General features: G+C 41.7%; 23 protein-coding genes and 2 other annotated features. All 23 genes read left to right on the forward strand.

Going from position 1 to position 23,084, the window contains the following annotated elements; genetic code table 11:
- Positions 1 to 4: 4 nt before the first annotated feature.
- The 23 genes from NST15_RS00580 (at position 5) to rpoB (ending at position 23,072) form a co-directional block, all read left to right on the forward strand.
- Positions 5 to 1,096, forward strand: a complete 1,092-nt coding sequence (locus NST15_RS00580) for a protein arginine kinase (RefSeq protein WP_065459669.1) — start codon at positions 5 to 7, stop codon at positions 1,094 to 1,096.
- Positions 1,093 to 3,528, forward strand: a complete 2,436-nt coding sequence (clpC, locus tag NST15_RS00585) for an ATP-dependent protease ATP-binding subunit ClpC (protein WP_007496263.1) — start codon at positions 1,093 to 1,095, stop codon at positions 3,526 to 3,528. The genes NST15_RS00580 and clpC overlap by 4 nt, the downstream gene beginning before the upstream one ends.
- A gap of 93 nt (positions 3,529 to 3,621) precedes the next feature.
- Positions 3,622 to 5,001, forward strand: a complete 1,380-nt coding sequence (gene radA, locus NST15_RS00590) for a DNA repair protein RadA (protein ID WP_017359160.1) — start codon at positions 3,622 to 3,624, stop codon at positions 4,999 to 5,001.
- A 2-nt stretch (positions 5,002 to 5,003) separates the two neighbouring features.
- Positions 5,004 to 6,083 (forward strand): DNA integrity scanning diadenylate cyclase DisA, encoded by a 1,080-nt coding sequence (gene disA, locus NST15_RS00595; protein WP_007496267.1) that lies wholly within the window; start codon positions 5,004 to 5,006, stop codon positions 6,081 to 6,083.
- A 153-nt stretch (positions 6,084 to 6,236) separates the two neighbouring features.
- On the forward strand, positions 6,237 to 7,337 hold the full coding sequence (locus tag NST15_RS00600; RefSeq protein ID WP_003217214.1) for a PIN/TRAM domain-containing protein: 1,101 nt from the start codon (positions 6,237 to 6,239) through the stop codon (positions 7,335 to 7,337).
- Between the two features lie 13 nt (positions 7,338 to 7,350).
- A complete protein-coding gene (ispD, locus tag NST15_RS00605; protein ID WP_008345432.1) occupies positions 7,351 to 8,040 on the forward strand; it encodes a 2-C-methyl-D-erythritol 4-phosphate cytidylyltransferase in 690 nt (229 codons plus the stop codon).
- 3 nt (positions 8,041 to 8,043) lie between these two features.
- The gene (gene ispF, locus NST15_RS00610; RefSeq protein WP_007496273.1) at positions 8,044 to 8,520 is read left to right on the forward strand and encodes a 2-C-methyl-D-erythritol 2,4-cyclodiphosphate synthase; all 477 of its coding nucleotides are present in this window, start codon (positions 8,044 to 8,046) and stop codon (positions 8,518 to 8,520) included.
- 94 nt (positions 8,521 to 8,614) lie between these two features.
- Positions 8,615 to 10,066: a glutamate--tRNA ligase gene (gene gltX / locus NST15_RS00615; RefSeq protein WP_007496275.1), complete on the forward strand. Its 1,452-nt coding sequence runs from the start codon at positions 8,615 to 8,617 to the stop codon at positions 10,064 to 10,066.
- Positions 10,067 to 10,296 (forward strand) — a binding site (T-box leader). It begins immediately after the preceding gene.
- A gap of 81 nt (positions 10,297 to 10,377) precedes the next feature.
- Complete coding sequence (gene cysE / locus NST15_RS00620; protein WP_017366453.1) at positions 10,378 to 11,031, forward strand: serine O-acetyltransferase; 654 nt, start codon at positions 10,378 to 10,380, stop codon at positions 11,029 to 11,031.
- Positions 11,028 to 12,428 (forward strand): cysteine--tRNA ligase, encoded by a 1,401-nt coding sequence (cysS, locus tag NST15_RS00625; protein ID WP_008345429.1) that lies wholly within the window; start codon positions 11,028 to 11,030, stop codon positions 12,426 to 12,428. The genes cysE and cysS overlap by 4 nt, the downstream gene beginning before the upstream one ends.
- 3 nt (positions 12,429 to 12,431) lie before the next feature.
- Positions 12,432 to 12,863, forward strand: a complete 432-nt coding sequence (locus NST15_RS00630) for a Mini-ribonuclease 3 (protein WP_008345428.1) — start codon at positions 12,432 to 12,434, stop codon at positions 12,861 to 12,863.
- Positions 12,847 to 13,596 carry a 23S rRNA (guanosine(2251)-2'-O)-methyltransferase RlmB gene (gene rlmB / locus NST15_RS00635; RefSeq protein WP_017359163.1) on the forward strand — a complete coding sequence of 250 codons (750 nt, stop codon included), beginning with the start codon at positions 12,847 to 12,849 and terminating at the stop codon, positions 13,594 to 13,596. The genes NST15_RS00630 and rlmB overlap by 17 nt, the downstream gene beginning before the upstream one ends.
- A 2-nt stretch (positions 13,597 to 13,598) precedes the next feature.
- Positions 13,599 to 14,111 carry a ribosome-dependent mRNA decay endonuclease Rae1/YacP gene (rae1, locus tag NST15_RS00640; protein ID WP_007496285.1) on the forward strand — a complete coding sequence of 171 codons (513 nt, stop codon included), beginning with the start codon at positions 13,599 to 13,601 and terminating at the stop codon, positions 14,109 to 14,111.
- A 63-nt stretch (positions 14,112 to 14,174) separates the two neighbouring features.
- Positions 14,175 to 14,831, forward strand: a complete 657-nt coding sequence (gene sigH / locus NST15_RS00645) for an RNA polymerase sporulation sigma factor SigH (RefSeq protein ID WP_008345424.1) — start codon at positions 14,175 to 14,177, stop codon at positions 14,829 to 14,831.
- A gap of 76 nt (positions 14,832 to 14,907) precedes the next feature.
- Positions 14,908 to 15,057, forward strand: a complete 150-nt coding sequence (gene rpmG / locus NST15_RS00650) for a 50S ribosomal protein L33 (RefSeq protein WP_008356502.1) — start codon at positions 14,908 to 14,910, stop codon at positions 15,055 to 15,057.
- 34 nt (positions 15,058 to 15,091) lie between these two features.
- Entirely contained in the window at positions 15,092 to 15,268 is a 177-nt protein-coding gene (gene secE, locus NST15_RS00655; protein ID WP_008345422.1) for a preprotein translocase subunit SecE, read from the forward strand.
- A gap of 171 nt (positions 15,269 to 15,439) precedes the next feature.
- Positions 15,440 to 15,973, forward strand: coding sequence for a transcription termination/antitermination protein NusG (gene nusG, locus NST15_RS00660; RefSeq protein ID WP_003217197.1), 534 nt, complete (start codon positions 15,440 to 15,442; stop codon positions 15,971 to 15,973).
- Positions 15,974 to 16,144: 171 nt separating this feature from the next.
- Complete coding sequence (gene rplK / locus NST15_RS00665) at positions 16,145 to 16,570, forward strand: 50S ribosomal protein L11 (protein WP_003216956.1); 426 nt, start codon at positions 16,145 to 16,147, stop codon at positions 16,568 to 16,570.
- Positions 16,571 to 16,669: 99 nt separating this feature from the next.
- Positions 16,670 to 17,368 (forward strand): 50S ribosomal protein L1, encoded by a 699-nt coding sequence (gene rplA, locus NST15_RS00670; RefSeq protein WP_007496292.1) that lies wholly within the window; start codon positions 16,670 to 16,672, stop codon positions 17,366 to 17,368.
- A gap of 46 nt (positions 17,369 to 17,414) precedes the next feature.
- Positions 17,415 to 17,555 (forward strand) — a sequence feature (ribosomal protein L10 leader region).
- Between the two features lie 69 nt (positions 17,556 to 17,624).
- Positions 17,625 to 18,125, forward strand: coding sequence for a 50S ribosomal protein L10 (gene rplJ, locus NST15_RS00675; RefSeq protein ID WP_003217048.1), 501 nt, complete (start codon positions 17,625 to 17,627; stop codon positions 18,123 to 18,125).
- 42 nt (positions 18,126 to 18,167) lie between these two features.
- Positions 18,168 to 18,533 (forward strand): 50S ribosomal protein L7/L12, encoded by a 366-nt coding sequence (gene rplL, locus NST15_RS00680; protein ID WP_008345418.1) that lies wholly within the window; start codon positions 18,168 to 18,170, stop codon positions 18,531 to 18,533.
- Positions 18,534 to 18,629: 96 nt separating this feature from the next.
- Positions 18,630 to 19,235: a class I SAM-dependent methyltransferase gene (locus NST15_RS00685; RefSeq protein ID WP_007496296.1), complete on the forward strand. Its 606-nt coding sequence runs from the start codon at positions 18,630 to 18,632 to the stop codon at positions 19,233 to 19,235.
- A gap of 255 nt (positions 19,236 to 19,490) precedes the next feature.
- Positions 19,491 to 23,072, forward strand: coding sequence for a DNA-directed RNA polymerase subunit beta (gene rpoB / locus NST15_RS00690; protein ID WP_007496297.1), 3,582 nt, complete (start codon positions 19,491 to 19,493; stop codon positions 23,070 to 23,072).
- The last annotated feature ends 12 nt before the right edge of the window (positions 23,073 to 23,084 follow it).

Genomic DNA, 23,084 nt, shown 5'->3' on the forward strand with positions numbered 1-23,084 from the left:
CGACATGTCGCTCCAGCATTTTATTCAAGACGCATTAAGTCAATGGATGAAACAGAAAGGACCAGAAAGTGACATTGTTCTAAGCAGTCGTATTCGACTGGCACGCAATCTAGAGCATGTTCGTTTCCCAACTCAGTTTTCTCAAGAGGAGGCTGAAGCTGTTCTTCAGCAATTCGAGCAAAAGTTTGCGAGCCAGGAAGTGAAGGAAATTGGAAACTTTGTTCTGATTCGAATGAATGAAACGCAGCCTTTGGCTAAAAGGGTACTTGTTGAAAAGCATTTGATTAGCCCCAATTTAGCAGAATCAAGATTTGGCGGCTGTTTGCTTTCAGAAAATGAAGAAATCAGTGTCATGCTGAATGAGGAAGACCATATTCGTATTCAATGCTTGTTCCCAGGATTTCAGCTGGCTAATGCACTAAAAGCAGCTAACCAAATAGATGACTGGATTGAAGAGCAAGTGGATTATGCGTTTTCTGAAAAGCGAGGATACTTAACGAGCTGTCCAACCAATGTAGGTACAGGTATTAGGGCTTCAGTCATGATGCACTTACCAGCATTAGCCCTGACAAGACAAATGAATCGCATTATTCCTGCAATTAATCAATTAGGTCTTGTGGTCAGAGGAATTTATGGTGAGGGTAGCGAAGCAATAGGAAACATCTTTCAAATTTCAAATCAAATGACACTGGGTCAATCAGAAGAAGATATTGTAGATGACTTGAATAGTGTGACGGCGCAGCTCATTGAACAAGAGCGATCTGCACGTAAGGCATTATATCAGACGTCTAAAATTGAACTTGAAGACAGAGTGTACCGTTCCTTGGGGATTTTGGCTAATTGCCGCATGATTGAATCTAAGGAAACGGCTAAGTGTTTGTCAGATGTGCGACTTGGAATTGATTTAGGTATCATTAAGGGGCTTTCAAGTAATATACTGAATGAACTCATGATTTTGACACAGCCTGGCTTCCTTCAGCAATATTCAGGAGGAGCCTTGGAACCAAATGAAAGAGATATAAAACGAGCAGCAATTATCAGAGAAAGGCTGCGCTTAGAAATGCATAGGAATGGACAGGAGGATGAAACGATATGATGTTTGGAAGATTCACTGAAAGAGCTCAAAAGGTATTAGCACTTGCACAAGAAGAAGCCATTCGCCTAGGCCATAAGAACATCGGAACAGAGCATATTTTACTTGGTCTTGTACGTGAAGGTGAGGGCATCGCCGCAAAAGCATTAGAAGCACTGGGCCTTGTTTCAGATAAAATCCAAAAAGAAGTCGAGAGCTTGATTGGAAGAGGGCAAGAGGTGTCTCAAGCTATTCCTCATTACACACCTAGAGCGAAGAAGGTTACGGAGCTTTCTATGGATGAAGCGAGAAAGCTTGGTCATTCCTATGTAGGGACAGAACATATTCTTTTAGGTCTTATTCGTGAGGGAGAGGGTGTAGCTGCCCGTGTCTTAAATAACCTCGGAGTGAGCTTAAATAAAGCACGCCAGCAAGTATTGCAGCTTCTAGGCAGCAATGAAACGGGTGCATCTGCGGCAGGATCTAATAGCAATGCCAATACACCAACTTTAGATAGCTTGGCAAGAGACTTAACGGCTATTGCGAAAGAGGACAGCTTGGACCCTGTGATTGGCCGTAGCAAAGAAATCCAGCGTGTCATTGAGGTATTAAGTAGAAGAACAAAGAATAACCCTGTGCTGATTGGAGAGCCTGGTGTTGGTAAAACAGCGATCGCAGAAGGCCTCGCACAGCAAATTATTCACAACGAAGTGCCTGAGATTCTGCGTGATAAACGAGTCATGACACTTGATATGGGAACCGTTGTAGCGGGAACGAAATATCGTGGTGAATTCGAGGATCGTTTGAAAAAAGTCATGGACGAAATCCGTCAGGCTGGAAATATCATTCTCTTCATTGATGAACTTCATACACTGATTGGTGCAGGTGGAGCAGAGGGTGCGATTGATGCCTCTAATATTCTAAAACCATCTTTAGCACGTGGTGAGCTTCAATGTATCGGGGCAACAACGTTAGATGAGTACCGTAAATATATTGAAAAGGATGCAGCACTTGAACGTCGATTCCAGCCAATTCAAGTGGATCAGCCGTCTGTTGATGAAAGTATTCAAATTTTAAGAGGGCTTAGAGACCGTTATGAAGCACATCACCGTGTGTCTATTACAGATGAAGCCATTGAGGCGGCGGTAAAGCTTTCTGATCGTTATATCTCTGATCGTTTCCTTCCAGATAAGGCGATCGACTTAATTGATGAGGCGGGTTCAAAAGTTCGTTTACGTTCTTTCACAACACCGCCTAACCTAAAGGAACTTGAGCAAAAGCTGGATGAAGTACGCAAGGAAAAGGATGCAGCTGTTCAAAGTCAAGAATTTGAAAAAGCCGCTTCTCTTCGTGATACGGAGCAACGTTTGCGCGAAAAGGTAGAAGTGACGAAGAAATCTTGGAAAGAAAAGCAGGGACAAGAGAATTCAGAGGTTTCTGTTGATGATATCGCAATGGTTGTTTCTAGCTGGACGGGTGTACCTGTTTCGAAAATTGCTCAAACAGAAACAGATAAGCTCCTGAACATGGAACAATTGCTCCACTCTCGCGTCATTGGACAGGATGAAGCAGTTGTTGCTGTTGCAAAAGCTGTAAGACGTGCCCGTGCTGGACTAAAAGATCCGAAACGTCCGATTGGCTCCTTTATTTTCTTAGGACCAACAGGTGTTGGTAAGACTGAGCTTGCAAGAGCACTCGCTGAGTCTATCTTCGGTGATGAAGAAGCGATGATTCGTATTGATATGTCCGAGTACATGGAAAAACACTCGACTTCAAGACTTGTTGGATCACCTCCAGGCTATGTGGGTTATGATGAGGGCGGTCAGCTGACTGAAAAAGTGAGAAGAAAGCCGTATTCTGTCGTGCTTCTAGATGAGATTGAAAAGGCGCACCCTGATGTGTTTAACATCTTACTTCAAGTGTTAGAAGATGGTCGTCTCACTGATTCTAAAGGTCGTACTGTTGACTTTAGAAATACGATCTTGATTATGACTTCAAACGTTGGAGCTAGTGAGCTGAAGCGCAATAAATATGTTGGCTTTAACGTGCAGGATGAAAGTCAAAATTACAAAGATATGAAAGGCAAAGTAATGGGTGAGTTGAAACGTGCGTTTAGACCGGAGTTCATCAACCGTATTGATGAAATCATTGTCTTCCACTCACTCGAAAAGAAACATCTAAAAGAGATTGTGTCTCTCATGTCTGATCAATTGACAAAACGACTAAAAGAGCAGGACCTTTCAATTGAATTGACGGAAGCAGCAAAAGCCAAGATTGCCGACGAAGGCGTAGATCTTGAGTATGGTGCTCGTCCGCTAAGAAGAGCGATTCAAAAGCACGTCGAGGATCGACTTTCTGAGGAATTGCTGAAAGGCAATATTGAGAAGGGCCAACATATCGTATTAGATGTAGAAGATGGAGAAATTGTCGTAAAAGCAACGGCTGCTACGAACTAATATAGTAAGAAAAAAGTGTGAGGCATACCAGTAAGTTGGATGCCTCCCTTTACTTATTTTCTGACCAGTATAAGGAGTTGTATTCTTCAATCTATGGCTAAGTCAAAATCAAAATTTATATGCCAATCGTGCGGTTATGAGTCAGCCAAATGGATGGGGAAATGTCCCGGCTGCGGCACTTGGAACAGTATGACAGAAGAGGTCGTTCGTAAAGAGCCGGCAAATCGTCGAAGTGCGTTTAATCATTCTGTTCAAACCATTCAAAAACCTTCACCTATATCTGCAATTGAAACATCCGAAGAACCCCGAATTAAAACGAATTTAGAAGAATTTAACCGAGTATTAGGAAGTGGAATTGTCAAAGGTTCACTCGTTCTTATTGGCGGTGATCCTGGGATTGGGAAGTCCACACTATTATTACAAGTTTCAGCACAGCTATCAGATCAAAATCAGAATGTGTTATACATATCTGGTGAGGAATCAATCAAACAAACGAAGCTTAGGGCGGACCGTCTCGGTATTGAAAGTGCCTCTTTACATGTTTTGGCTGAAACCGATATGGAGTATATAACGTCTGCTATACAAGAGATGAAACCCGCTTTTGTTGTGGTCGATTCAATTCAAACCGTTTATCAAAGCGATATCACGTCAGCTCCTGGATCTGTTTCTCAGGTGAGGGAATGCACTGCACAGCTGATGAAAATTGCCAAGACGAATGGTATTCCTATTTTTATTGTTGGTCATGTGACGAAGGAAGGCTCGATTGCTGGGCCGCGCCTTTTAGAGCATATGGTGGATACAGTTCTTTATTTTGAAGGGGAGCGCCATCATACGTTTCGTATTTTACGGGCAGTGAAAAACCGTTTTGGTTCAACGAATGAATTAGGGATTTTTGAAATGAGAGAGGAAGGGCTCACAGAGGTATTAAACCCATCAGAAATCTTCTTAGAAGAGCGGTCAGCAGGTGTATCTGGATCGTGTGTTGTTGCCTCAATGGAAGGAACAAGACCTGTTCTAGTGGAGATACAAGCACTTATTTCACCGACAAGCTTTGGGAATCCACGGAGAATGGCTACTGGCCTTGATCATAACCGAGTGTCATTGCTTATGGCCGTTTTAGAAAAACGGGTAGGGCTGCTGCTGCAAAACCAAGATGCCTATTTAAAGGTCGCAGGTGGTGTGAAACTTGACGAACCAGCGATTGATTTGGCTATTGCCGTCAGTATTGCATCAAGCTTTAAAGATGCAGCGCCGCATCAAGCAGATTGCTTTATAGGAGAAGTGGGTCTGACGGGAGAAGTCAGAAGAGTATCAAGAATTGAACAACGTGTGCAGGAAGCTGCTAAACTAGGATTTAAACGAATGTTTATTCCTCAGGCGAATATAGATGGATGGAAAAAACCGAGAGGGATTGAATTAGTCGGTGTAGAAAATGTAGCAGAGGCACTTCGTATTTCACTAGGGGGATCATAGAAATGGAAAAAGAGAAAAAAGGAGCGAGAGAAGTCGATCTTTTAGATATTGTCCAGTTTGTGGCACCGGGGACACCCCTGCGGGCAGGGATTGAAAACGTCCTAAGAGCCAATACTGGAGGGCTCATTGTTGTTGGTTATAACGATAAAGTGAAAAGTGTGGTAGATGGAGGATTTCATATTAATTCTGCTTTCTCCCCAGCACATTTATATGAATTGGCGAAGATGGATGGAGCGATTATTTTAAGTGACTCTGGTCAAAAAATCTTGTATGCGAATACACAGCTCATGCCAGATGCAACCATTCATTCATCAGAAACAGGCATGAGACACCGAACAGCTGAACGTGTAGCAAAGCAGACAGGCTGCTTAATCATTGCCATTTCTGAGCGTCGGAATGTCATTACCTTATACCAAGGGAATCGACGATATACGCTGAAAGATATTGGTTTTATTTTGACGAAGGCCAACCAAGCGATACAAACACTGGAGAAATATAAAACCATTTTAGATCATGCCATTTCTGCGTTAAGCGCCTTAGAATTTGAAGAACTTGTGACCTTTGGTGATGTATTATCCGTGCTGCATCGTTATGAAATGGTACTTAGAATCAAAAATGAAATCAATATGTATATCAAAGAGCTTGGGACAGAAGGACACTTGATCCGTCTGCAAGTCAATGAGCTGATTACAGATATGGAGCAGGAAGCGGCTTTATTTATTAAAGATTACGTGAAAGAAAAGATCAAAGATCCATATGTGCTGCTGAAACAGCTCCAAGATATGTCGAGCTTTGAACTTTTAGATGACTCAATTTTGTACAAGTTACTCGGCTATCCAGCATCTACAAATATTGACGAATATGTGTACACAAGAGGATACAGATTACTTCATAAAATTCCTAGATTGCCTATGCCGATCGTTGAAAACGTGGTCGAAGCATTTGGTGTGCTAGATCGAATTATGGAAGCAGATGTACAAGATTTGGATGAAGTAGAAGGAATTGGAGAAGTAAGAGCGAAAAAGATAAAAAAAGGATTAAAAAGACTGCAAGAAAAACATTATATCGACCGTCAGCTATAAAAAGAGAAATTTTTCTTAAATACGGTTAAAAATGGATGAATATGGGTATATTAATGATGGTTTTGTTTTCTGTTCATGATGATAGGAAACTTAAGCATATATCAATGTCAGATGAAGGTGGATTGACAGATGAAAAATAAAGGAGGTGAAGGTATGTTAAAAAGAATCGTTCAGGCGTTTTTTATCATTTTCGGTGCAGTTGTAGGGATTTTTATCATTCCAGAGTTATTTCTGCTGTTAAATGTGAAGGACATACCTTTCATAACAAATGCTTACTCTTCAGCACTAATAGGAGCCGCTGTGTTCTTTATCATTGGTAAATGGTGCACAGGCTATGTGGTTAATTGGGTGAAATGGATCGAGGATTCTCTATTGAAGGCGCCTCTTCCTGATCTTATATCTGGAAGTTTCGGTTTAGTATTTGGACTTATTCTAGCATATCTTATTGTAAACGTGATCCCGCTAAACAATATCCCATATCATATTTTTGGTACCATTATTCCGATTTTCCTGGCTTTCTTTTTAGGATACCTTGGATTTCAGGTAGGGTTTAAGAAGAAGGATGAAATGATGGGGCTGTTCTCCCGATCTGCAAAGGTCACAAAGAAAAAAGGAGCAGCTGATGATGAACCTGAAATAGAAGATAAAAAGCTGAAAATTTTAGACACAAGTGTTATCATTGATGGAAGAATCGCAGATATTTGTCAAACTGGATTCCTAGAAGGTGTGATGGTCATTCCTCAATTTGTACTCGAGGAATTACAACATATTGCAGACTCTTCTGATGTATTAAAGAGAAATAGAGGCCGAAGAGGTCTTGATATTTTAAATCGTATTCAAAAAGAACTGGATATTAAAGTTGAAATTTACGAAGGTGACTTCGAAGATATTCAAGAGGTTGACAGCAAGCTTGTGAAACTCGCTAAGTTAACTTCAGGTGTTGTTGTGACAAATGATTTTAATTTAAATAAAGTATGCGAACTTCAAAAAGTAGCAGTGTTAAACATCAATGATCTAGCCAATGCAGTCAAACCGGTTGTACTGCCTGGGGAAGAAATGAAGGTACAGGTCATCAAAGATGGGAAAGAGCATAACCAAGGTGTTGCTTACTTAGATGACGGTACGATGATTGTGGTCGAAGAAGGACGCAATTATATTGGAAAAGACATTGATGTGCTCGTCACGAGTGTGCTGCAAACTGCTGCTGGAAGAATGATTTTTGCGAAGCCAAAACTTCTGGAGAAGGCGCTCTAAAGGGAGAACGAACATGTATTATGAAGTAGTTATTCCGGCTGCGGGGCAGGGGAAGCGAATGAAGGCCGGCCGCAATAAACTTTTTATTGAATTGAAAAGAATGCCGGTCATCATCCACACACTGAAGGTGTTTGACGCTCATTCACAATGCAGACGCATGATCTTAGCGATCAATGAAGAAGAGCGTCGTGACTTTGAAAGGCTACTGAAGGTACACGCTTTTCAAACGCCTGTTTCACTTGTCACTGGCGGTGAAGAACGGCAGCAAAGTGTATACGAAGGATTGAAGGCTGTGCAAGATGCGGACATCGTGCTTGTTCATGATGGCGCAAGGCCTTTTATTAAGCATACACAGATTGACTTGCTCGTTAAAGCAGCGATTGAAAAAGGCTCCGCAGTCGTAGCGGTACCAGTGAAAGACACAATCAAACGCGTTCAAGAAGGCAAAGTGGAACAAACCATTGAACGTCAGAGCTTGTGGGCAGTCCAGACCCCACAAGCTTTTCGTCATTCTATTTTAAAAGAAGCGCATGAACATGCGGAGCGGACAGGCTTTCTTGGAACAGATGACGCCAGTCTTGTGGAACAATTACACGGTGAGAGTGTGTATATTGTCCAAGGAGACTATACCAATATTAAACTGACAACACCGGATGATTTATTGGTTGCCAAGGCAATTATGGATGCGGAAAGAGGGTACTAGAACATGTTTAGAATAGGACAAGGTTTTGATGTGCATCAATTAACAGAGGGAAGACCTCTTATTATTGGCGGTGTGACGATCCCTTATGAAAAGGGGCTACTTGGGCATTCAGATGCGGATGTACTGCTTCATACTGTGGCGGATGCCTGCCTAGGTGCGATTGCAGAAGGAGATATCGGCAGACATTTCCCAGACACGGATCCGGAGTTTAAAGATGCAGACTCTTTTAAATTACTTCAGCACGTGTGGGCGCTTGTAAAAGAAAAAGGCTATACACTGGTGAATATCGATTGCACCATCATGGCGCAAAAACCAAAGATGGCACCATACATTCAGCCAATGTGTGAGAAAATCGCAGAAGCTCTTGAGGCAGATGTCACACAGGTGAATGTCAAAGCAACAACGACAGAGAAACTTGGATTTACAGGAAGAGGCGAAGGAATTGCCTCTCAGGCGACAGTGCTTCTTCAGAAAAAGTAAAATCCGTTTTGATGAGAATGGGTTTTGATGATAAAATACGTTTATAAAAAATTGGTGTCAGACAACATGATGCAGATGAAAGGAAGTTAAACTCATGGGAAATGAAGTGCGTGTTCGTTATGCACCGAGTCCAACTGGTCATTTACATATTGGGAATGCTAGAACGGCTCTTTTCAACTATTTGTTCGCACGCAGCCAAGGCGGCAAATTTATTATTCGAATCGAGGATACGGATCAAAAGCGTAATGTAGAAGGCGGAGAAGAAAGTCAGCTTCGCCACCTGCAGTGGCTCGGAATTGATTGGGATGAGAGCATTGATAAAGATGGGGGCTACGGTCCTTACAGACAATCAGAGCGTAATGATATTTACAAAAAATATTATGACGAGCTGCTAGAGAAAGATTTGGCGTATAAGTGCTATTGTACGGCTGAAGAACTAGAAGAAGAGCGTGAAGCACAAATTGCCCGCAGTGAAATGCCTCGATACTCTGGTAAATGCAGTCATTTATCAAAAGAAGAAGAGGACAAGCTGATTGCTGAAGGAAGAGAGCCAAGCATCCGCTTCCGAGTGCCTAAAGGAGAAATCATCAAATTTGACGATATGGTCAAAGGCGAGATTTCATTTGAAACAGACGGCATCGGTGACTTTGTTATTGTGAAGAAAGATGGTACACCAACGTATAACTTCGCTGTAGCGGTGGATGATCATTTGATGAAAATGACTCACATTCTTCGTGGTGAGGATCACATCTCGAATACACCTAAACAAATTATGGTCTTCAATGCATTTGGCTGGGATGTTCCGCTGTTCGGACATATGACGCTGATTGTAAACGAGAACCGCAAGAAATTAAGCAAGCGTGATGAATCAATTATCCAGTTCATCGAACAGTATAAGAACTTGGGCTATTTACCAGAAGCTTTGTTTAACTTCATTGCACTACTTGGATGGTCTCCAGTTGGCGAAGAGGAACTATTTACAAAAGAGCAGTTCATCGATATTTTCGATGTCAATCGACTTTCTAAGTCACCAGCTCTATTTGATATGCATAAACTAAAATGGGTGAATAACCAATACGTAAAAGCACTTGATCTTGATCAAGTTGTGGCACTTACACTTCCACATCTTCAAAAGGCAGGCAAGGTAAGCGAGCAGCTGACAGAAGAAGAAAATACGTGGGTGCGCAAACTCATTTCTCTATATCACGAGCAATTGAGCTACGGAGCAGAAATTGTTGAGTTAACAGAGTTGTTCTTTAAGGAGCAAATTGAGTATAATCAAGAGGCAAAGGAAGTTCTTGCAGAAGAGCAAGTACCAGAAGTGATGGCTTCGTTTGCAGGTCAGCTTGAACGTCTTGAGTCTTTCACACCTGATGAAATCAAAGCTGCCATTAAAGCGGTACAAAAAGAAACAGGGCATAAAGGTAAGAAACTATTCATGCCAATTCGTGTGGCTGTCACTGGACAAACGCATGGCCCAGAGCTTCCGCAAAGTATTGAACTACTAGGTAAAGAGACGGTATTAAACCGCATTAAACAAATATAAGGAAAATCGTTGAGAGGGAGAAGTACAATGTTTTCGCCTATCACAGAAAGAGTCTTCACCGGCTGAAAGAGACTTATGGGCAGACGTTGGAAATGCACCCTCAAGACCCTTGAGGAACACGTATGTTAGTATGCAAGGGCGGTACCCTCCGTTATGGGATGAAGTTGAGAAGGCTGCGAAATGAGGGCTTTCTAAACAGAGTGGAACCGCGTTTTCAAAACGTCTCTGTCATATGGCAGAGGCGTTTTTTATTTGTCCAAAAAAGAGAGCAAGTCCTAAGAGAGATTGATGGGGAAGAACGGGGGGAGCATGTGTTTTTCAAAATGCTGAAAGAAGATATTGATACTGTGTTTGATCAAGATCCTGCTGCTAGAAGCTATCTTGAAGTAGTGCTAACCTATTCAGGGCTTCATGCGATTTGGGCTCATCGTGTTGCGCATGCATTTTACAAGCGTAAGCTGTATTTTCTTGCGCGGATCATTTCTCAGGTCAGCCGGTTTTTCACAGGGGTTGAGATTCACCCAGCAGCAACCATCGGCCGGCGGTTCTTTATTGATCACGGCATGGGCGTCGTGATTGGGGAAACATGTGAAATTGGCGATAACGTCACTGTTTTCCAAGGCGTGACATTAGGGGGAACAGGGAAAGAAAAGGGAAAGCGGCATCCAACTATTTTGGACGATGCGCTGATTGCGACTGGTGCTAAGGTGCTCGGTTCTATTACCGTAGGAAAAGGGTCCAAGATTGGTGCGGGGTCTGTTGTGTTAAAAGACGTACCAGACCATTCTACTGTTGTAGGTATACCTGGGCGAGTGGTCGTTCAAAATGGAAAGAAAATCAATCGTGATCTCAATCATCAAGATTTGCCAGATCCAGTTTCTGATCGTTTCAAAGAATTGGAGCGAGAAATGGAAAAGCTAAAACGTGAGCTGGCTTCATTGAGCAGAAAGGAAGAACAATCATGACAATCAATATTTATAATACATTGACACGTAAGAAGGAAGAGTTTGTCCCGCTTGAACCAGGAAAGGTCAAAATGTATGTATGCGGACCAACCGTGTATAACTACATTCATATCGGGAATGCAAGACCGGCCATTGTATATGATACGGTACGTAAGTATTTAGAATATAGCGGCTATGATGTGAATTTCGTATCCAACTTTACTGATGTGGATGATAAACTCATCAAAGCAGCAAACGAATTAGGCGAAGATGTCCCAACGATTGCTGATCGATTTATCCAAGCATACTTTGAGGACGTCAGTGCATTAGGCTGCAAAAAAGCAGACCTTCACCCGCGAGTGACAGAAAATATGGATGATATCATTGCGTTTATCGCCACATTGATTGAAAAAGGCTACGCCTATGAAGCAGATGGTGACGTGTATTACAGCACACGCTCATTTGAAGGTTACGGAAAACTGTCTCACCAATCGATTGATGAATTAAAGACAGGTGCCCGTATTCGTGTAGGTGAAAAGAAAAGGGATGCACTCGACTTTGCACTATGGAAGGCCGCAAAGGATCAGGAGATTTCTTGGGATAGCCCGTGGGGAGAAGGGCGCCCAGGGTGGCACATCGAGTGCTCTGCGATGGTCAAAAAGTATTTAGGCGATACGATTGACATTCATGCTGGCGGACAGGATTTAACGTTCCCTCATCACGAGAATGAGATTGCTCAATCTGAGGCTTTGACAGGAAAACCTTTTGCGAAGTATTGGATGCATAACGGGTATATTAATATTGAGAATGAAAAAATGTCAAAATCACTTGGGAACTTTGTGCTCGTACATGACATTATTAAAGAACAAGATCCAGATGTGCTTCGTTTCTTTATGCTGTCTGTTCACTATCGTCATCCAATCAATTACTCCATTGACTTATTGGAAAGTACAAAGAGTGCATTTAACAGACTCAAAACATCCTATTCAAATCTACATCATCGCCTTGAGAGCAGTACCAATTTAACAGAGGATAACACGGAATGGCTGACAAAGATTGAAGAGCAGCGAGCGACATTTATTTCTGAAATGAATGATGACTTCAATACGGCAAATGCCATCTCTGTTTTATTTGAACTAGCGAAACAAGCGAATTACTATATGGAAAATGATCATACTTCCGAGGAAGTGATCAAGGCATTTATTGGCTTGTTCCAAGAAATCACATCCGTCCTCGGCTTCTCACTAGAAGAAAAGCACACGCTTGACGAAGAGGTAGAAGCATTAATTGAGAAGCGGAATGAAGCTAGAAGGAATCGTGACTTCGCATTGTCTGATCAAATTCGTGACCAGTTAAAGAGCATGAATATTGTATTGGAGGACACTCCTCAAGGTACGCGCTGGAAAAGAGGAGAATAGGTCATGTTGAATTTTGAAAAGCTGAAAGACGGAAAACAGTTGAACGGACTTGCACTTGCTTATATGGGTGATGCCATTTTTGAAGTATATGTGAGGCATCACCTCCTCCAAACGGGGGCGACCAAACCAAATGAGCTTCATAAACGTGCAAGTAAGATCGTTTCAGCTAAATCTCAGGCCGCTATTTTATTTGAGCTTCAGCAGAAGGGCTTTTTCACAGAAGCGGAAGAAGCGGTGCTGAAAAGAGGAAGAAATGCAAAATCAGGCACAGTGCCTAAAAACACAGACGTTCAAACGTATCGTTATAGTACAGCGTTTGAAGCGCTCATGGGTTATTTATTTATCGAGAAGCAGGACGAACGCTTAGAAGAGTTGATTAGTCAGGCGATTGAAATCGGAACGTCAGGGAGGAAGACAAATGAGTCAGCAACATGATTATGTGATTGGGAAAAATGCAGTGATTGAAACACTGAAGTCAGATCGGGAGTTATACAAGCTCTGGATGGCAGAAAACACTGTAAAAGGACAAGCCCAGCAGGTCATTGAACTCGCGAAAAAGCAAAATATCACCATTCAGTATGTTCCGAGGAAAAAGCTTGATCAGATGGTAACAGGTCAGCACCAGGGAATCGTTGCACAAGTAGCAGCATATGAATATGCAGAATTGGACGATCTGTATCAAATTGCTGAAAAGCGGAATGAACAACCATTTTTCATCATCTTAGATGAAATTGAAGATCCGCACAATTTAGGGTCGATCATGCGTACGGCCGATGCTGTTGGTGCACATGGAATCGTCATTCCAAAACGACGAGCGGTAGGCTTGACGACAACTGTTGCGAAAGCATCTACTGGAGCCATTGAACATATCCCGGTCGCAAAAGTAACCAATCTTTCCAGAGCTCTTGATGAAATGAAAGAAAGAGGAATCTGGGTGGCAGGAACAGATGCATCTGCGAAGCAGGACTACAGACAATTTGACGGCACGATGCCTCTCGCTCTTGTCATCGGCAGTGAAGGAAAAGGAATTGGCCGATTGATTAAGGAAAAATGTGATTTCTTGATTAAATTGCCAATGGCCGGGAAGGTCACTTCATTAAATGCATCAGTTGCAGCTAGTCTATTGATGTATGAAGTGTATCGAAAACGTTATCCGTTAGGAGAATAGAGATGGACATCCTCTTAGTCGATGGATACAACATGATAGGTGCATGGCCTCGTTTGCAGCACTTAAAAGAAAACAGCTTTGAAGAAGCCAGAGACGTGCTGATTCAACATTTAGCAGAATATCAAGCATATACAGGGTATCGAGTCATTGTCGTATTCGATGCCCATATGGTCAAAGGAATCGAAAAGAAGCGGACAAACCACCGAGTAGAGGTCATCTTTACAAGAGAAAATGAAACGGCTGATGAGCGGATTGAAAAACTGGCACAAGACTTGAATAACATTCGGACGCAAATTCATGTGGCGACCTCTGATTATACAGAACAATGGGCGATTTTTGGACAGGGGGCACTTCGTAAGTCAGCACGAGAGCTATTAAGAGAGATAGAAGTGATTGAACGAAAGATCGAAACACGTGTCAAAAAGATTACTTCTGATAAACCAGCATCCAAAATTGAATTGTCAGAAGATGTATTGAAAACGTTTGAAAAATGGCGGCGGGGAAACTTGGAATAGCTTGACGATATTTCAACCATTATTGTATAATATTTCTATCTAGGTGCGGTCGGGGGGATCGAAGTGAATCTAAACAACAGCAAGGGTAAGTCCATCAGAGAGCAATTTTGCCAGTTGGAAGATGAACAAGTCATTGAAAGGGTTCATGTCGGAGATAGTGATGCGCTAGATTATTTAATAACGAAATACCGCAATTTTGTACGTGCGAAAGCAAGATCTTATTTCTTGATTGGAGCGGATCGAGAGGACATTGTCCAAGAGGGGATGATCGGACTTTATAAGTCTATCCGCGATTTCAGAGAGGACAAGCTTACTTCATTTAAGGCTTTTGCAGAATTATGTATTACCCGCCAAATTATCACCGCAATTAAAACAGCTACTCGCCAAAAACATATCCCGTTAAATTCCTATGTATCATTAGACAAGCCGATATACGATGAAGAATCGGACAGAACATTATTGGACGTCATTTCCGGTGCTAAAGCGCTTAACCCAGAAGATTTAATCATTAGCAAAGAAGAATTTGATGATATTGAAATGAAAATGGGTGAATTACTAAGCGAGCTGGAAAGAAAGGTACTTGTGCTTTATCTTGATGGTAGGTCCTATCAGGAGATTTCTGAAGATTTAAACCGTCATGTGAAATCAATTGATAACGCACTCCAAAGAGTAAAGAGAAAATTAGAGAAATATTTAGAGCTGCGCGAGATCAGTCTCTAATCAAACCTATATTGACAGCTTTTTCGACACTGTGATAAGGTACTAAGGAAATGATGTCGAGAAAATAGGTGTAAATATGAGGAAAAAGATTACTCTAGCCTGTAAAGACTGCGGAAGCCGCAATTATACGACAATGAAAAGTGTTGCTTCAGCAGCTGAAAGATTAGAAGTTAAGAAATATTGCAAGACTTGTAATTCACATAAAACACATTTAGAAACGAAGTAGGATTTGCGTTCTTTAATCTGTGGAGGTCTTTTACATGCGTATTATCAGTTTCTTAAAAAGTGTCGGGAAAGAAATGAAAAAGGTCAGCTGGCCAAAGAAAAACGAAATGGTCCGCTACACGATCACTGTTATTTTAACAGTCGTATTTTTTGCCATCTTTTTCTCTTTTCTTGATATAGGAATCTCACAATTAATCGAATTAATTCATTAATACTTGAATAATGGTCTGCTGAACGTGCTATAATAGATCATAATATGACTTGCCAAAAAACCCGTTTTACGGGTTTTTTCAATTGCTTGAAAATATTTACCGGTACTCGAGATTCGTCAAATAGACATTACGAAATGTGGGGAGGGAAGGACTAAATAGTCCTGAACGAAAATGGAAAAGAATTGGTATGTTGTGCATACGTACTCTGGCTATGAAAACAAAGTGAAAGCAAACTTGGAAAAGCGTGTTGAATCAATGGGCATGCAGGATAAAATTTTCCGCGTTGTTGTACCAGAAGAAGAAGAAACGGACATTAAAAACGGTAAGAAAAAAGTAGTGAAAAAGAAAGTATTCCCTGGATATGTGTTGGTAGAAATCGTCATGACTGACGATTCTTGGTATGTCGTTCGTAATACACCAGGTGTGACAGGATTCGTTGGATCAGCTGGATCAGGCTCTAAGCCGACAGCGTTATTACCTGGCGAAGCAGAAACCATTCTGAAGAGAATGGGACTTGAAGAGCGCAAGACAGAAATCGACTTTGAACTTAAAGAAACAGTCAAGGTCATCGATGGACCATTTGCTAACTTCACAGGCTCTATCGAAGAGATTGATTATGATAAAAGCAAAGTCAAAGTATTCGTTAATATGTTTGGTAGAGAAACTCCTGTGGAACTTGAGTTCACACAGATCGATAAATTGTAATTTAAAAGAGCTTGAAATGAGTGTATAGAAGTGGTAATATAGCAAAGGTACGTCTTGAGTTCGCTCAAGATCGCTAGCTAGTTATTTCGTCATTCATATAAAGAATGAAGTTGTTGAGTGGGAGGGGGATTCCCCTATTACCACATCACGGACTTTAAGGAGGTGTGTCTCGTGGCTAAAAAAGTAGTTAAAGTTGTTAAATTGCAAATTCCTGCTGGAAAAGCTAACCCAGCTCCACCAGTTGGACCTGCACTAGGTCAAGCCGGTGTTAATATCATGGGATTCTGTAAGGAGTTTAACGCTCGTACAGCTGACCAAGCTGGTCTTATCATTCCTGTTGAAATTTCGGTTTTTGAAGACCGTTCATTTACATTTATTACTAAAACTCCACCTGCTGCAGTTTTACTTAAAAAAGCAGCTGGTATTGAGTCTGGTTCTGGTGAACCTAACCGTAATAAAGTGGCAACTGTTAAGCGTGATAAAGTACGCGAAATCGCGGAAACAAAAATGCCTGACTTAAACGCTGCTAGCGTTGAATCAGCTATGCGCATGGTTGAAGGTACTGCACGCAGTATGGGTATTGTCATCGAAGATTAATTTTTTGTCTTGTTGGGTTGCGAGTTTGGTTTTGACAAGTTCGCAACCCTTATTCGTGGGAGGTTATTCCGCTAAAACCACATAAGGAGGATTTTTATAATGGCTAAAAAAGGTAAAAAGTATGTAGAAGCTGCTAAGCTAATCGAACGTACTAAAGCGTATGATGTAGCTGAAGCTGTTTCTCTTACAAAAAAAGCAAATACAGCGAAATTTGATGCGACTGTAGAAGTTGCTTTTCGTTTGGGCGTAGACCCTCGTAAAAACGATCAACAAATCCGCGGTGCAGTTGTACTTCCTAACGGAACTGGTAAAACTCAACGCGTTCTTGTGTTCGCTAAAGGCGAAAAAGCAAAAGAAGCAGAAGCTGCTGGAGCAGACTACGTTGGAGATTCTGATTACATCACTAAAATCCAACAAGGCTGGTTCGAATTCGATGTAATCGTTGCGACACCTGACATGATGGGTGAAGTTGGTAAGATCGGTCGTGTACTTGGACCAAAAGGTCTTATGCCAAACCCTAAAACAGGAACTGTAACTTTCGAAGTTGAAAAAGCAATCAATGAAATCAAAGCTGGTAAAGTAGAATACCGCGTTGATAAAGCTGGTAACATCCACGCGCCAATCGGAAAGGTTTCTTTCGAGGACGAAAAGCTTGTTGAGAACTTTGCAACAATCTATGACACAATCCTTAAAGCAAAACCTGCAGCGGCTAAAGGTGTATACGTGAAAAACGTTTCTGTTACATCTACTATGGGCCCTGGCGTGAAAGTGGATCCATCTTCTTTCTCTGCAAAATAATTCTTGACTTATCACAACCGTTTTGATAATATCAAAATGTTGTAAAATAGAATAATCATTTATACCGTAGACAGCAGGGGCCTTATGGCTTAATTAACCCGCCGAGGTGTATATGTCACAGTCTTACGTAAACGTATGCTTGTATATACAGCCTCCATGTCTTAATGGAGGCTTTTTATATGGAGAACCGTTCGTTAGGAACGTGATGACCTGATCGGTATAAGTGTTACACAAAGAATGTACAGGAGGTGTAACCATGAGCAATGCAATCGATACTAAAAAAGTTGTCGTTGATGAAATTACTTCTAAATTTAAAGACAGTATGTCTACTGTAATCGTAGATTACCGCGGTCTTTCAGTTTCTGAAGTGACTGAACTTCGTAAACAGCTTCGTGATGCTGGCGTAGAATTCAAAGTTTACAAAAATACTTTGACTCGCCGTGCAGTTGAACAAGTTGAACTAACGGGTTTAAACGATTTCTTAACAGGTCCAAACGCTATCGCATTCAGTAACGAAGATGTAATCGCACCTGCGAAAATCATCAACGAATTTGCGAAAAGCCACGAAGCTTTAGAAATCAAAGCTGGTGTTATCGAAGGAAACGTAGCGACTGTAGAAGAAGTGAAGGCTCTTGCGGAACTTCCGTCTCGCGAAGGCTTACTTTCTATGTTGCTTAGCGTTCTTCAAGCTCCAGTTCGTAACCTTGCTCTTGCTACTAAAGCAGTTGCAGATCAAAAAGAAGAACAAGGCGCTTAATGCGTACTTGACGTAAAAAAACTTAAAATGGAGGAATTACAAATGGCTTTAAATATCGAAGAAATCATTGCTTCAGTTAAAGAAGCAACTGTACTTGAGTTAAACGACTTAGTAAAAGCAATCGAAGAAGAATTTGGCGTAACTGCTGCTGCTCCTGTAGCTGTAGCTGCTGGTGGCGGTGCTGCTGCTGAAGAAAAAACTGATTTTGATCTAGTACTTGCTGGTGCTGGAGACCAAAAAATCAAAGTTATCAAAGTGGTTCGTGAAATCACTGGTCTTGGCTTGAAAGAAGCTAAAGAACTTGTTGACAACACTCCAAAACCACTTAAAGAAGGTATTGCTAAAGAAGAAGCTGAAGAACTTAAAGCTAAGCTTGAAGAAGTTGGCGCTTCTGTAGAAGTTAAGTAATCTTCGCCTAATCTTTTGGGAAAGCTCGCTTTTACTGGCGGGCTTTTTCTTTTCTTATCTCCTGAAACGATTGAATCCAGAGGAGGTCCATTCACCATGAGTGACCACTATTATACGGAAAAGCCATCAGTGAAAAGCAATAAACAGACATGGGACTTCACCTTGAGAAACCGTAGCTTTACTTTTACAAGTGACAGTGGAGTGTTTTCTAAGAAAGAAGTCGACTATGGTTCGAGGCTTTTAATTGAAGCTTTTGAAGAACCTGACTTGGATGGCGACGTCTTAGATGTCGGTTGCGGTTATGGACCGATCGGCTTATCGTTAGCAAACGAAATGACAGGCCGCACCATTCATATGATTGATGTGAACGAAAGAGCAGTCGAACTTTCAAAGGAAAACGCTAAGCATAATCGCATTGATAATGTCCGCATCTATCAAAGTGATTTGTTCTCGAATGTTCATTCATCAGCTGCTTTTGCCTCTATACTGACCAATCCCCCAATACGGGCAGGGAAGAAAGTAGTACATGCGATCTTTGAAAAAAGTGCTGATCATTTATTGCCGGAAGGTGAGTTGTGGGTGGTTATTCAGAAAAAACAAGGTGGACCATCTGCGATTGAGAAATTAGAGCAGCTTTTTGGAGAAGTGACGGTCGTTATGAAAAAAAAGGGCTACTATATTATCAAAGCTAAAAAAGTTTGACGCAGTTTCCTAGCTGTGTTAACATTATAAAATGCCAATGTGTATATTTTGCTTGATAGGCTTAAAAAACAACTATTTTGTATAAATTATGCATACTTGGGAAAACTAATAAAATCGGTATTTGTTTTTGGATGTGGTTTTCTTATTTTAGAAACCCTTTTTTCTTTTGTCTTGTAAAAGTATTTCTTTACTGACATTTGAAAGACAGAAATACTTTTTACACATATAATACGCATGATTTGAGGGGTGAATCAGTTGACAGGTCAACTAGTTCAGTATGGACGACACCGCCAGCGCAGAAGCTACGCACGCATAAGCGAAGTGTTAGAATTACCAAATCTCATTGAAATTCAAACCTCTTCTTATCAGTGGTTTCTTGATGAGGGTCTTAGAGAGATGTTTCAAGATATATCCCCAATTGAGGATTTTACTGGTAACCTTTCTCTTGAATTCATTGATTACAGCCTAGGGGATCCTAAGTATCCTGTAGCAGAATCAAAAGAACGTGATGTAACTTACTCTGCTCCACTAAGAGTAAAAGTTCGTTTAATTAACAAAGAAACTGGAGAAGTAAAAGACCAAGATGTGTTTATGGGTGATTTCCCAATCATGACAGACACAGGTACTTTTATCATTAATGGTGCGGAACGTGTAATCGTTTCTCAGTTAGTACGTTCTCCAAGTGTATATTTCAGTGGTAAAGTAGACAAAAACGGTAAAAAAGGTTTTACTGCGACTGTCATTCCAAACCGTGGCGCATGGTTAGAATACGAAACTGATGCGAAGGATGTAGTCTATGTACGCATCGATCGCACACGTAAGTTGCCGGTTACGGTTCTTTTGCGTGCTCTCGGCTTCAGCTCTGATCAAGAGATTCTTGACCTCATTGGCGAGAATGAATACTTACGCAACACGTTGGAAAAAGACAATACAGAGAATGCCGATAAAGCACTTCTCGAAATCTACGAGCGTCTTCGTCCCGGAGAGCCACCAACTGTTGAAAATGCGAAAAGCTTGCTAGACTCTCGCTTCTTTGATCCGAAGAGATATGACTTAGCAAATGTTGGACGCTACAAGATTAATAAGAAGCTTCATATTAAAAATAGACTATTCAATCAAAAATTGGCTGAAACGCTAGTTGATCCTGAAACAGGTGAAATCCTAGCAGAAAAAGGTCAAATTTTAGATAGAAGAGTGCTTGATAAAGTTCTCCCATACTTAGAAAACGGCATCGGATTTAGAAAGCTTTATCCAAACGGTGGCGTAGTAGAGGATGAAGTAGAACTTCAATCTATCAAGATTTATGCACCAACTGATCAAGAAGGCGAGCAAGTGATCAACGTGATTGGTAACGCATATGTAGAGGAAGCTGTGAAGAACATCACGCCTTCTGACATCATTGCTTCAATCAGTTACTTCTTTAACCTGCTTCATGGAGTAGGTGACACAGATGATATCGATCACCTTGGTAACCGTCGTCTGCGTTCTGTAGGTGAACTTCTGCAAAACCAATTCCGTATTGGTTTGAGCAGAATGGAGCGTGTTGTTCGTGAAAGAATGTCGATTCAAGACACGAACACGATCACACCTCAGCAGCTGATCAACATTCGTCCTGTGATCGCTTCTATCAAAGAGTTCTTTGGTAGCTCTCAGCTTTCTCAGTTCATGGATCAAACAAACCCGCTTGCTGAATTGACGCACAAACGTCGTCTGTCAGCGCTTGGACCGGGTGGTTTGACACGTGAGCGTGCAGGAATGGAAGTTCGTGACGTTCACTATTCTCACTATGGTCGTATGTGTCCGATTGAAACACCAGAGGGTCCAAACATTGGTTTGATCAACTCTCTATCTTCATTTGCGAAAGTGAATCGCTTCGGCTTTATTGAAACACCTTACCGCCGGGTTGACCCTGAAACAGGTAAAGTGACGCCGAGAATCGATTACTTAACGGCTGATGAAGAGGATAACTACGTTGTAGCACAAGCGAACGCTATATTAGGTGAAGATGGTTCGTTTATCGATGATAATATCATTGCTCGTTTTAGAGGGGAAAACACAGTTGTTCCTCGAAACCGCGTTGACTACATGGATGTTTCGCCAAAGCAGGTTGTTTCTGCGGCGACAGCATGTATCCCATTCTTAGAAAACGATGACTCTAACCGTGCTCTAATGGGAGCAAACATGCAACGTCAGGCTGTGCCTTTGATGCAGCCGGAATCACCGATTGTTGGTACAGGTATGGAGTATGTATCAGGTAAAGACTCTGGTGCTGCTGTGATCTGCCGTTACCCAGGTGTTGTAGAACGTGTTGAAGCGAAGAATATTTGGGTTCGCCGTTATGAAGACGTTGACGGACAACAAGTCAAAGGAAACCTAGACAAATACAGCTTGCTGAAATTTGTCCGCTCTAACCAAGGGACTTGCTACAACCAGCGCCCAATTGTAAGTGTTGGAGATGAAGTCGTCAAAGGAGAAATCCTTGCAGACGGTCCTTCTATGGAAAAAGGTGAATTGGCTCTAGGACGTAACGTCATGGTCGGCTTCATGACTTGGGACGGTTACAACTATGAGGATGCGATCATTATGAGTGAGCGCCTTGTAAAAGATGACGTCTACACTTCTATTCATATTGAAGAATATGAATCAGAAGCTCGTGATACAAAGCTTGGACCAGAAGAAATTACGCGTGATATTCCAAACGTTGGGGAAGATGCTTTACGCAACCTTGACGAGCGTGGAATCATCCGTATTGGTGCAGAAGTAAAAGACGGAGACCTTCTTGTCGGGAAAGTAACGCCTAAAGGTGTAACAGAACTAACAGCTGAAGAACGTCTATTACATGCAATCTTCGGTGAAAAGGCTCGTGAAGTACGTGATACGTCTCTACGTGTACCACACGGCGGCGGCGGAATCATCCACGATGTCAAAGTCTTTAACCGTGAAGATGGAGATGAATTACCACCAGGTGTTAACCAGTTAGTCCGTGTATACATCGTTCAGAAGCGTAAAATTTCTGAAGGTGACAAAATGGCCGGACGACATGGTAACAAAGGGGTTATCTCCAAGATCCTTCCAGAAGAAGATATGCCGTATCTTCCAGATGGAACACCGATTGATATCATGTTAAACCCTCTAGGGGTACCATCTCGTATGAATATCGGTCAGGTACTTGAGCTTCATATGGGTATGGCTGCACGTTACCTAGGCATCCACATTGCGTCACCAGTATTTGATGGTGCTCGTGAGGAAGATGTTTGGGAAACGCTTGAAGAAGCAGGTATGTCCCGTGATGCGAAAACAGTCCTTTATGATGGTCGAACTGGTGAACCATTCGACAACCGTGTATCTGTTGGAATCATGTATATGATCAAACTGGCTCACATGGTTGACGATAAACTTCACGCACGTTCAACTGGACCATACTCACTTGTTACGCAGCAGCCACTGGGCGGTAAAGCACAGTTTGGTGGACAGCGTTTCGGAGAGATGGAAGTATGGGCACTTGAAGCTTACGGTGCAGCATATACACTTCAAGAAATCTTAACTGTAAAATCGGATGACGTTGTGGGTCGTGTGAAAACATACGAAGCGATCGTCAAAGGGGATAACGTACCTGAACCAGGTGTCCCTGAATCATTCAAAGTATTAATTAAAGAACTTCAAAGTTTAGGTATGGATGTGAAAATTCTATCTGGCGATGAAGAAGAGATAGAAATGAGAGATTTAGAAGACGATGAGGAAACGAAGAAAGCAGACGGATTAGCGTTATCTAATGACGAAGATGCTGCAGACCTCGCACCTGTCGATCTTGAACGTGACGCAGTCACAAAAGAATAGCAGAAACGATTA

It is taken from the genome of Bacillus sp. FSL R5-0820, from assembly GCF_038593385.1.
In the GTDB taxonomy this organism is placed as follows: Bacteria; Bacillota; Bacilli; order Bacillales; family Bacillaceae; genus Bacillus; species Bacillus altitudinis.

Bases quoted from the DNA above. Each gene is read 5' to 3' on its own strand.
- clpC (WP_007496263.1), top strand. From the start codon at position 1,093: ATGATGTTTGGAAGATTCACTGAAAGAGCTCAAAAGGTATTAGCACTT.
- nusG (WP_003217197.1), top strand. From the start codon at position 15,440: ATGGAAAAGAATTGGTATGTTGTGCATACGTACTCTGGCTATGAAAAC.
- cysS (WP_008345429.1), top strand. From the start codon at position 11,028: ATGACAATCAATATTTATAATACATTGACACGTAAGAAGGAAGAGTTT.
- rae1 (WP_007496285.1), top strand. From the start codon at position 13,599: ATGGACATCCTCTTAGTCGATGGATACAACATGATAGGTGCATGGCCT.
- NST15_RS00685 (WP_007496296.1), top strand. From the start codon at position 18,630: ATGAGTGACCACTATTATACGGAAAAGCCATCAGTGAAAAGCAATAAA.
- gltX (WP_007496275.1), top strand. From the start codon at position 8,615: ATGGGAAATGAAGTGCGTGTTCGTTATGCACCGAGTCCAACTGGTCAT.
- rplA (WP_007496292.1), top strand. From the start codon at position 16,670: ATGGCTAAAAAAGGTAAAAAGTATGTAGAAGCTGCTAAGCTAATCGAA.
- rplJ (WP_003217048.1), top strand. From the start codon at position 17,625: ATGAGCAATGCAATCGATACTAAAAAAGTTGTCGTTGATGAAATTACT.
- NST15_RS00630 (WP_008345428.1), top strand. From the start codon at position 12,432: ATGTTGAATTTTGAAAAGCTGAAAGACGGAAAACAGTTGAACGGACTT.
- ispF (WP_007496273.1), top strand. From the start codon at position 8,044: ATGTTTAGAATAGGACAAGGTTTTGATGTGCATCAATTAACAGAGGGA.
- secE (WP_008345422.1), top strand. From the start codon at position 15,092: ATGCGTATTATCAGTTTCTTAAAAAGTGTCGGGAAAGAAATGAAAAAG.
- disA (WP_007496267.1), top strand. From the start codon at position 5,004: ATGGAAAAAGAGAAAAAAGGAGCGAGAGAAGTCGATCTTTTAGATATT.
- NST15_RS00600 (WP_003217214.1), top strand. From the start codon at position 6,237: ATGTTAAAAAGAATCGTTCAGGCGTTTTTTATCATTTTCGGTGCAGTT.
- ispD (WP_008345432.1), top strand. From the start codon at position 7,351: ATGTATTATGAAGTAGTTATTCCGGCTGCGGGGCAGGGGAAGCGAATG.
- rpmG (WP_008356502.1), top strand. From the start codon at position 14,908: ATGAGGAAAAAGATTACTCTAGCCTGTAAAGACTGCGGAAGCCGCAAT.
- rplL (WP_008345418.1), top strand. From the start codon at position 18,168: ATGGCTTTAAATATCGAAGAAATCATTGCTTCAGTTAAAGAAGCAACT.
- radA (WP_017359160.1), top strand. From the start codon at position 3,622: ATGGCTAAGTCAAAATCAAAATTTATATGCCAATCGTGCGGTTATGAG.
- NST15_RS00580 (WP_065459669.1), top strand. From the start codon at position 5: ATGTCGCTCCAGCATTTTATTCAAGACGCATTAAGTCAATGGATGAAA.
- rlmB (WP_017359163.1), top strand. From the start codon at position 12,847: ATGAGTCAGCAACATGATTATGTGATTGGGAAAAATGCAGTGATTGAA.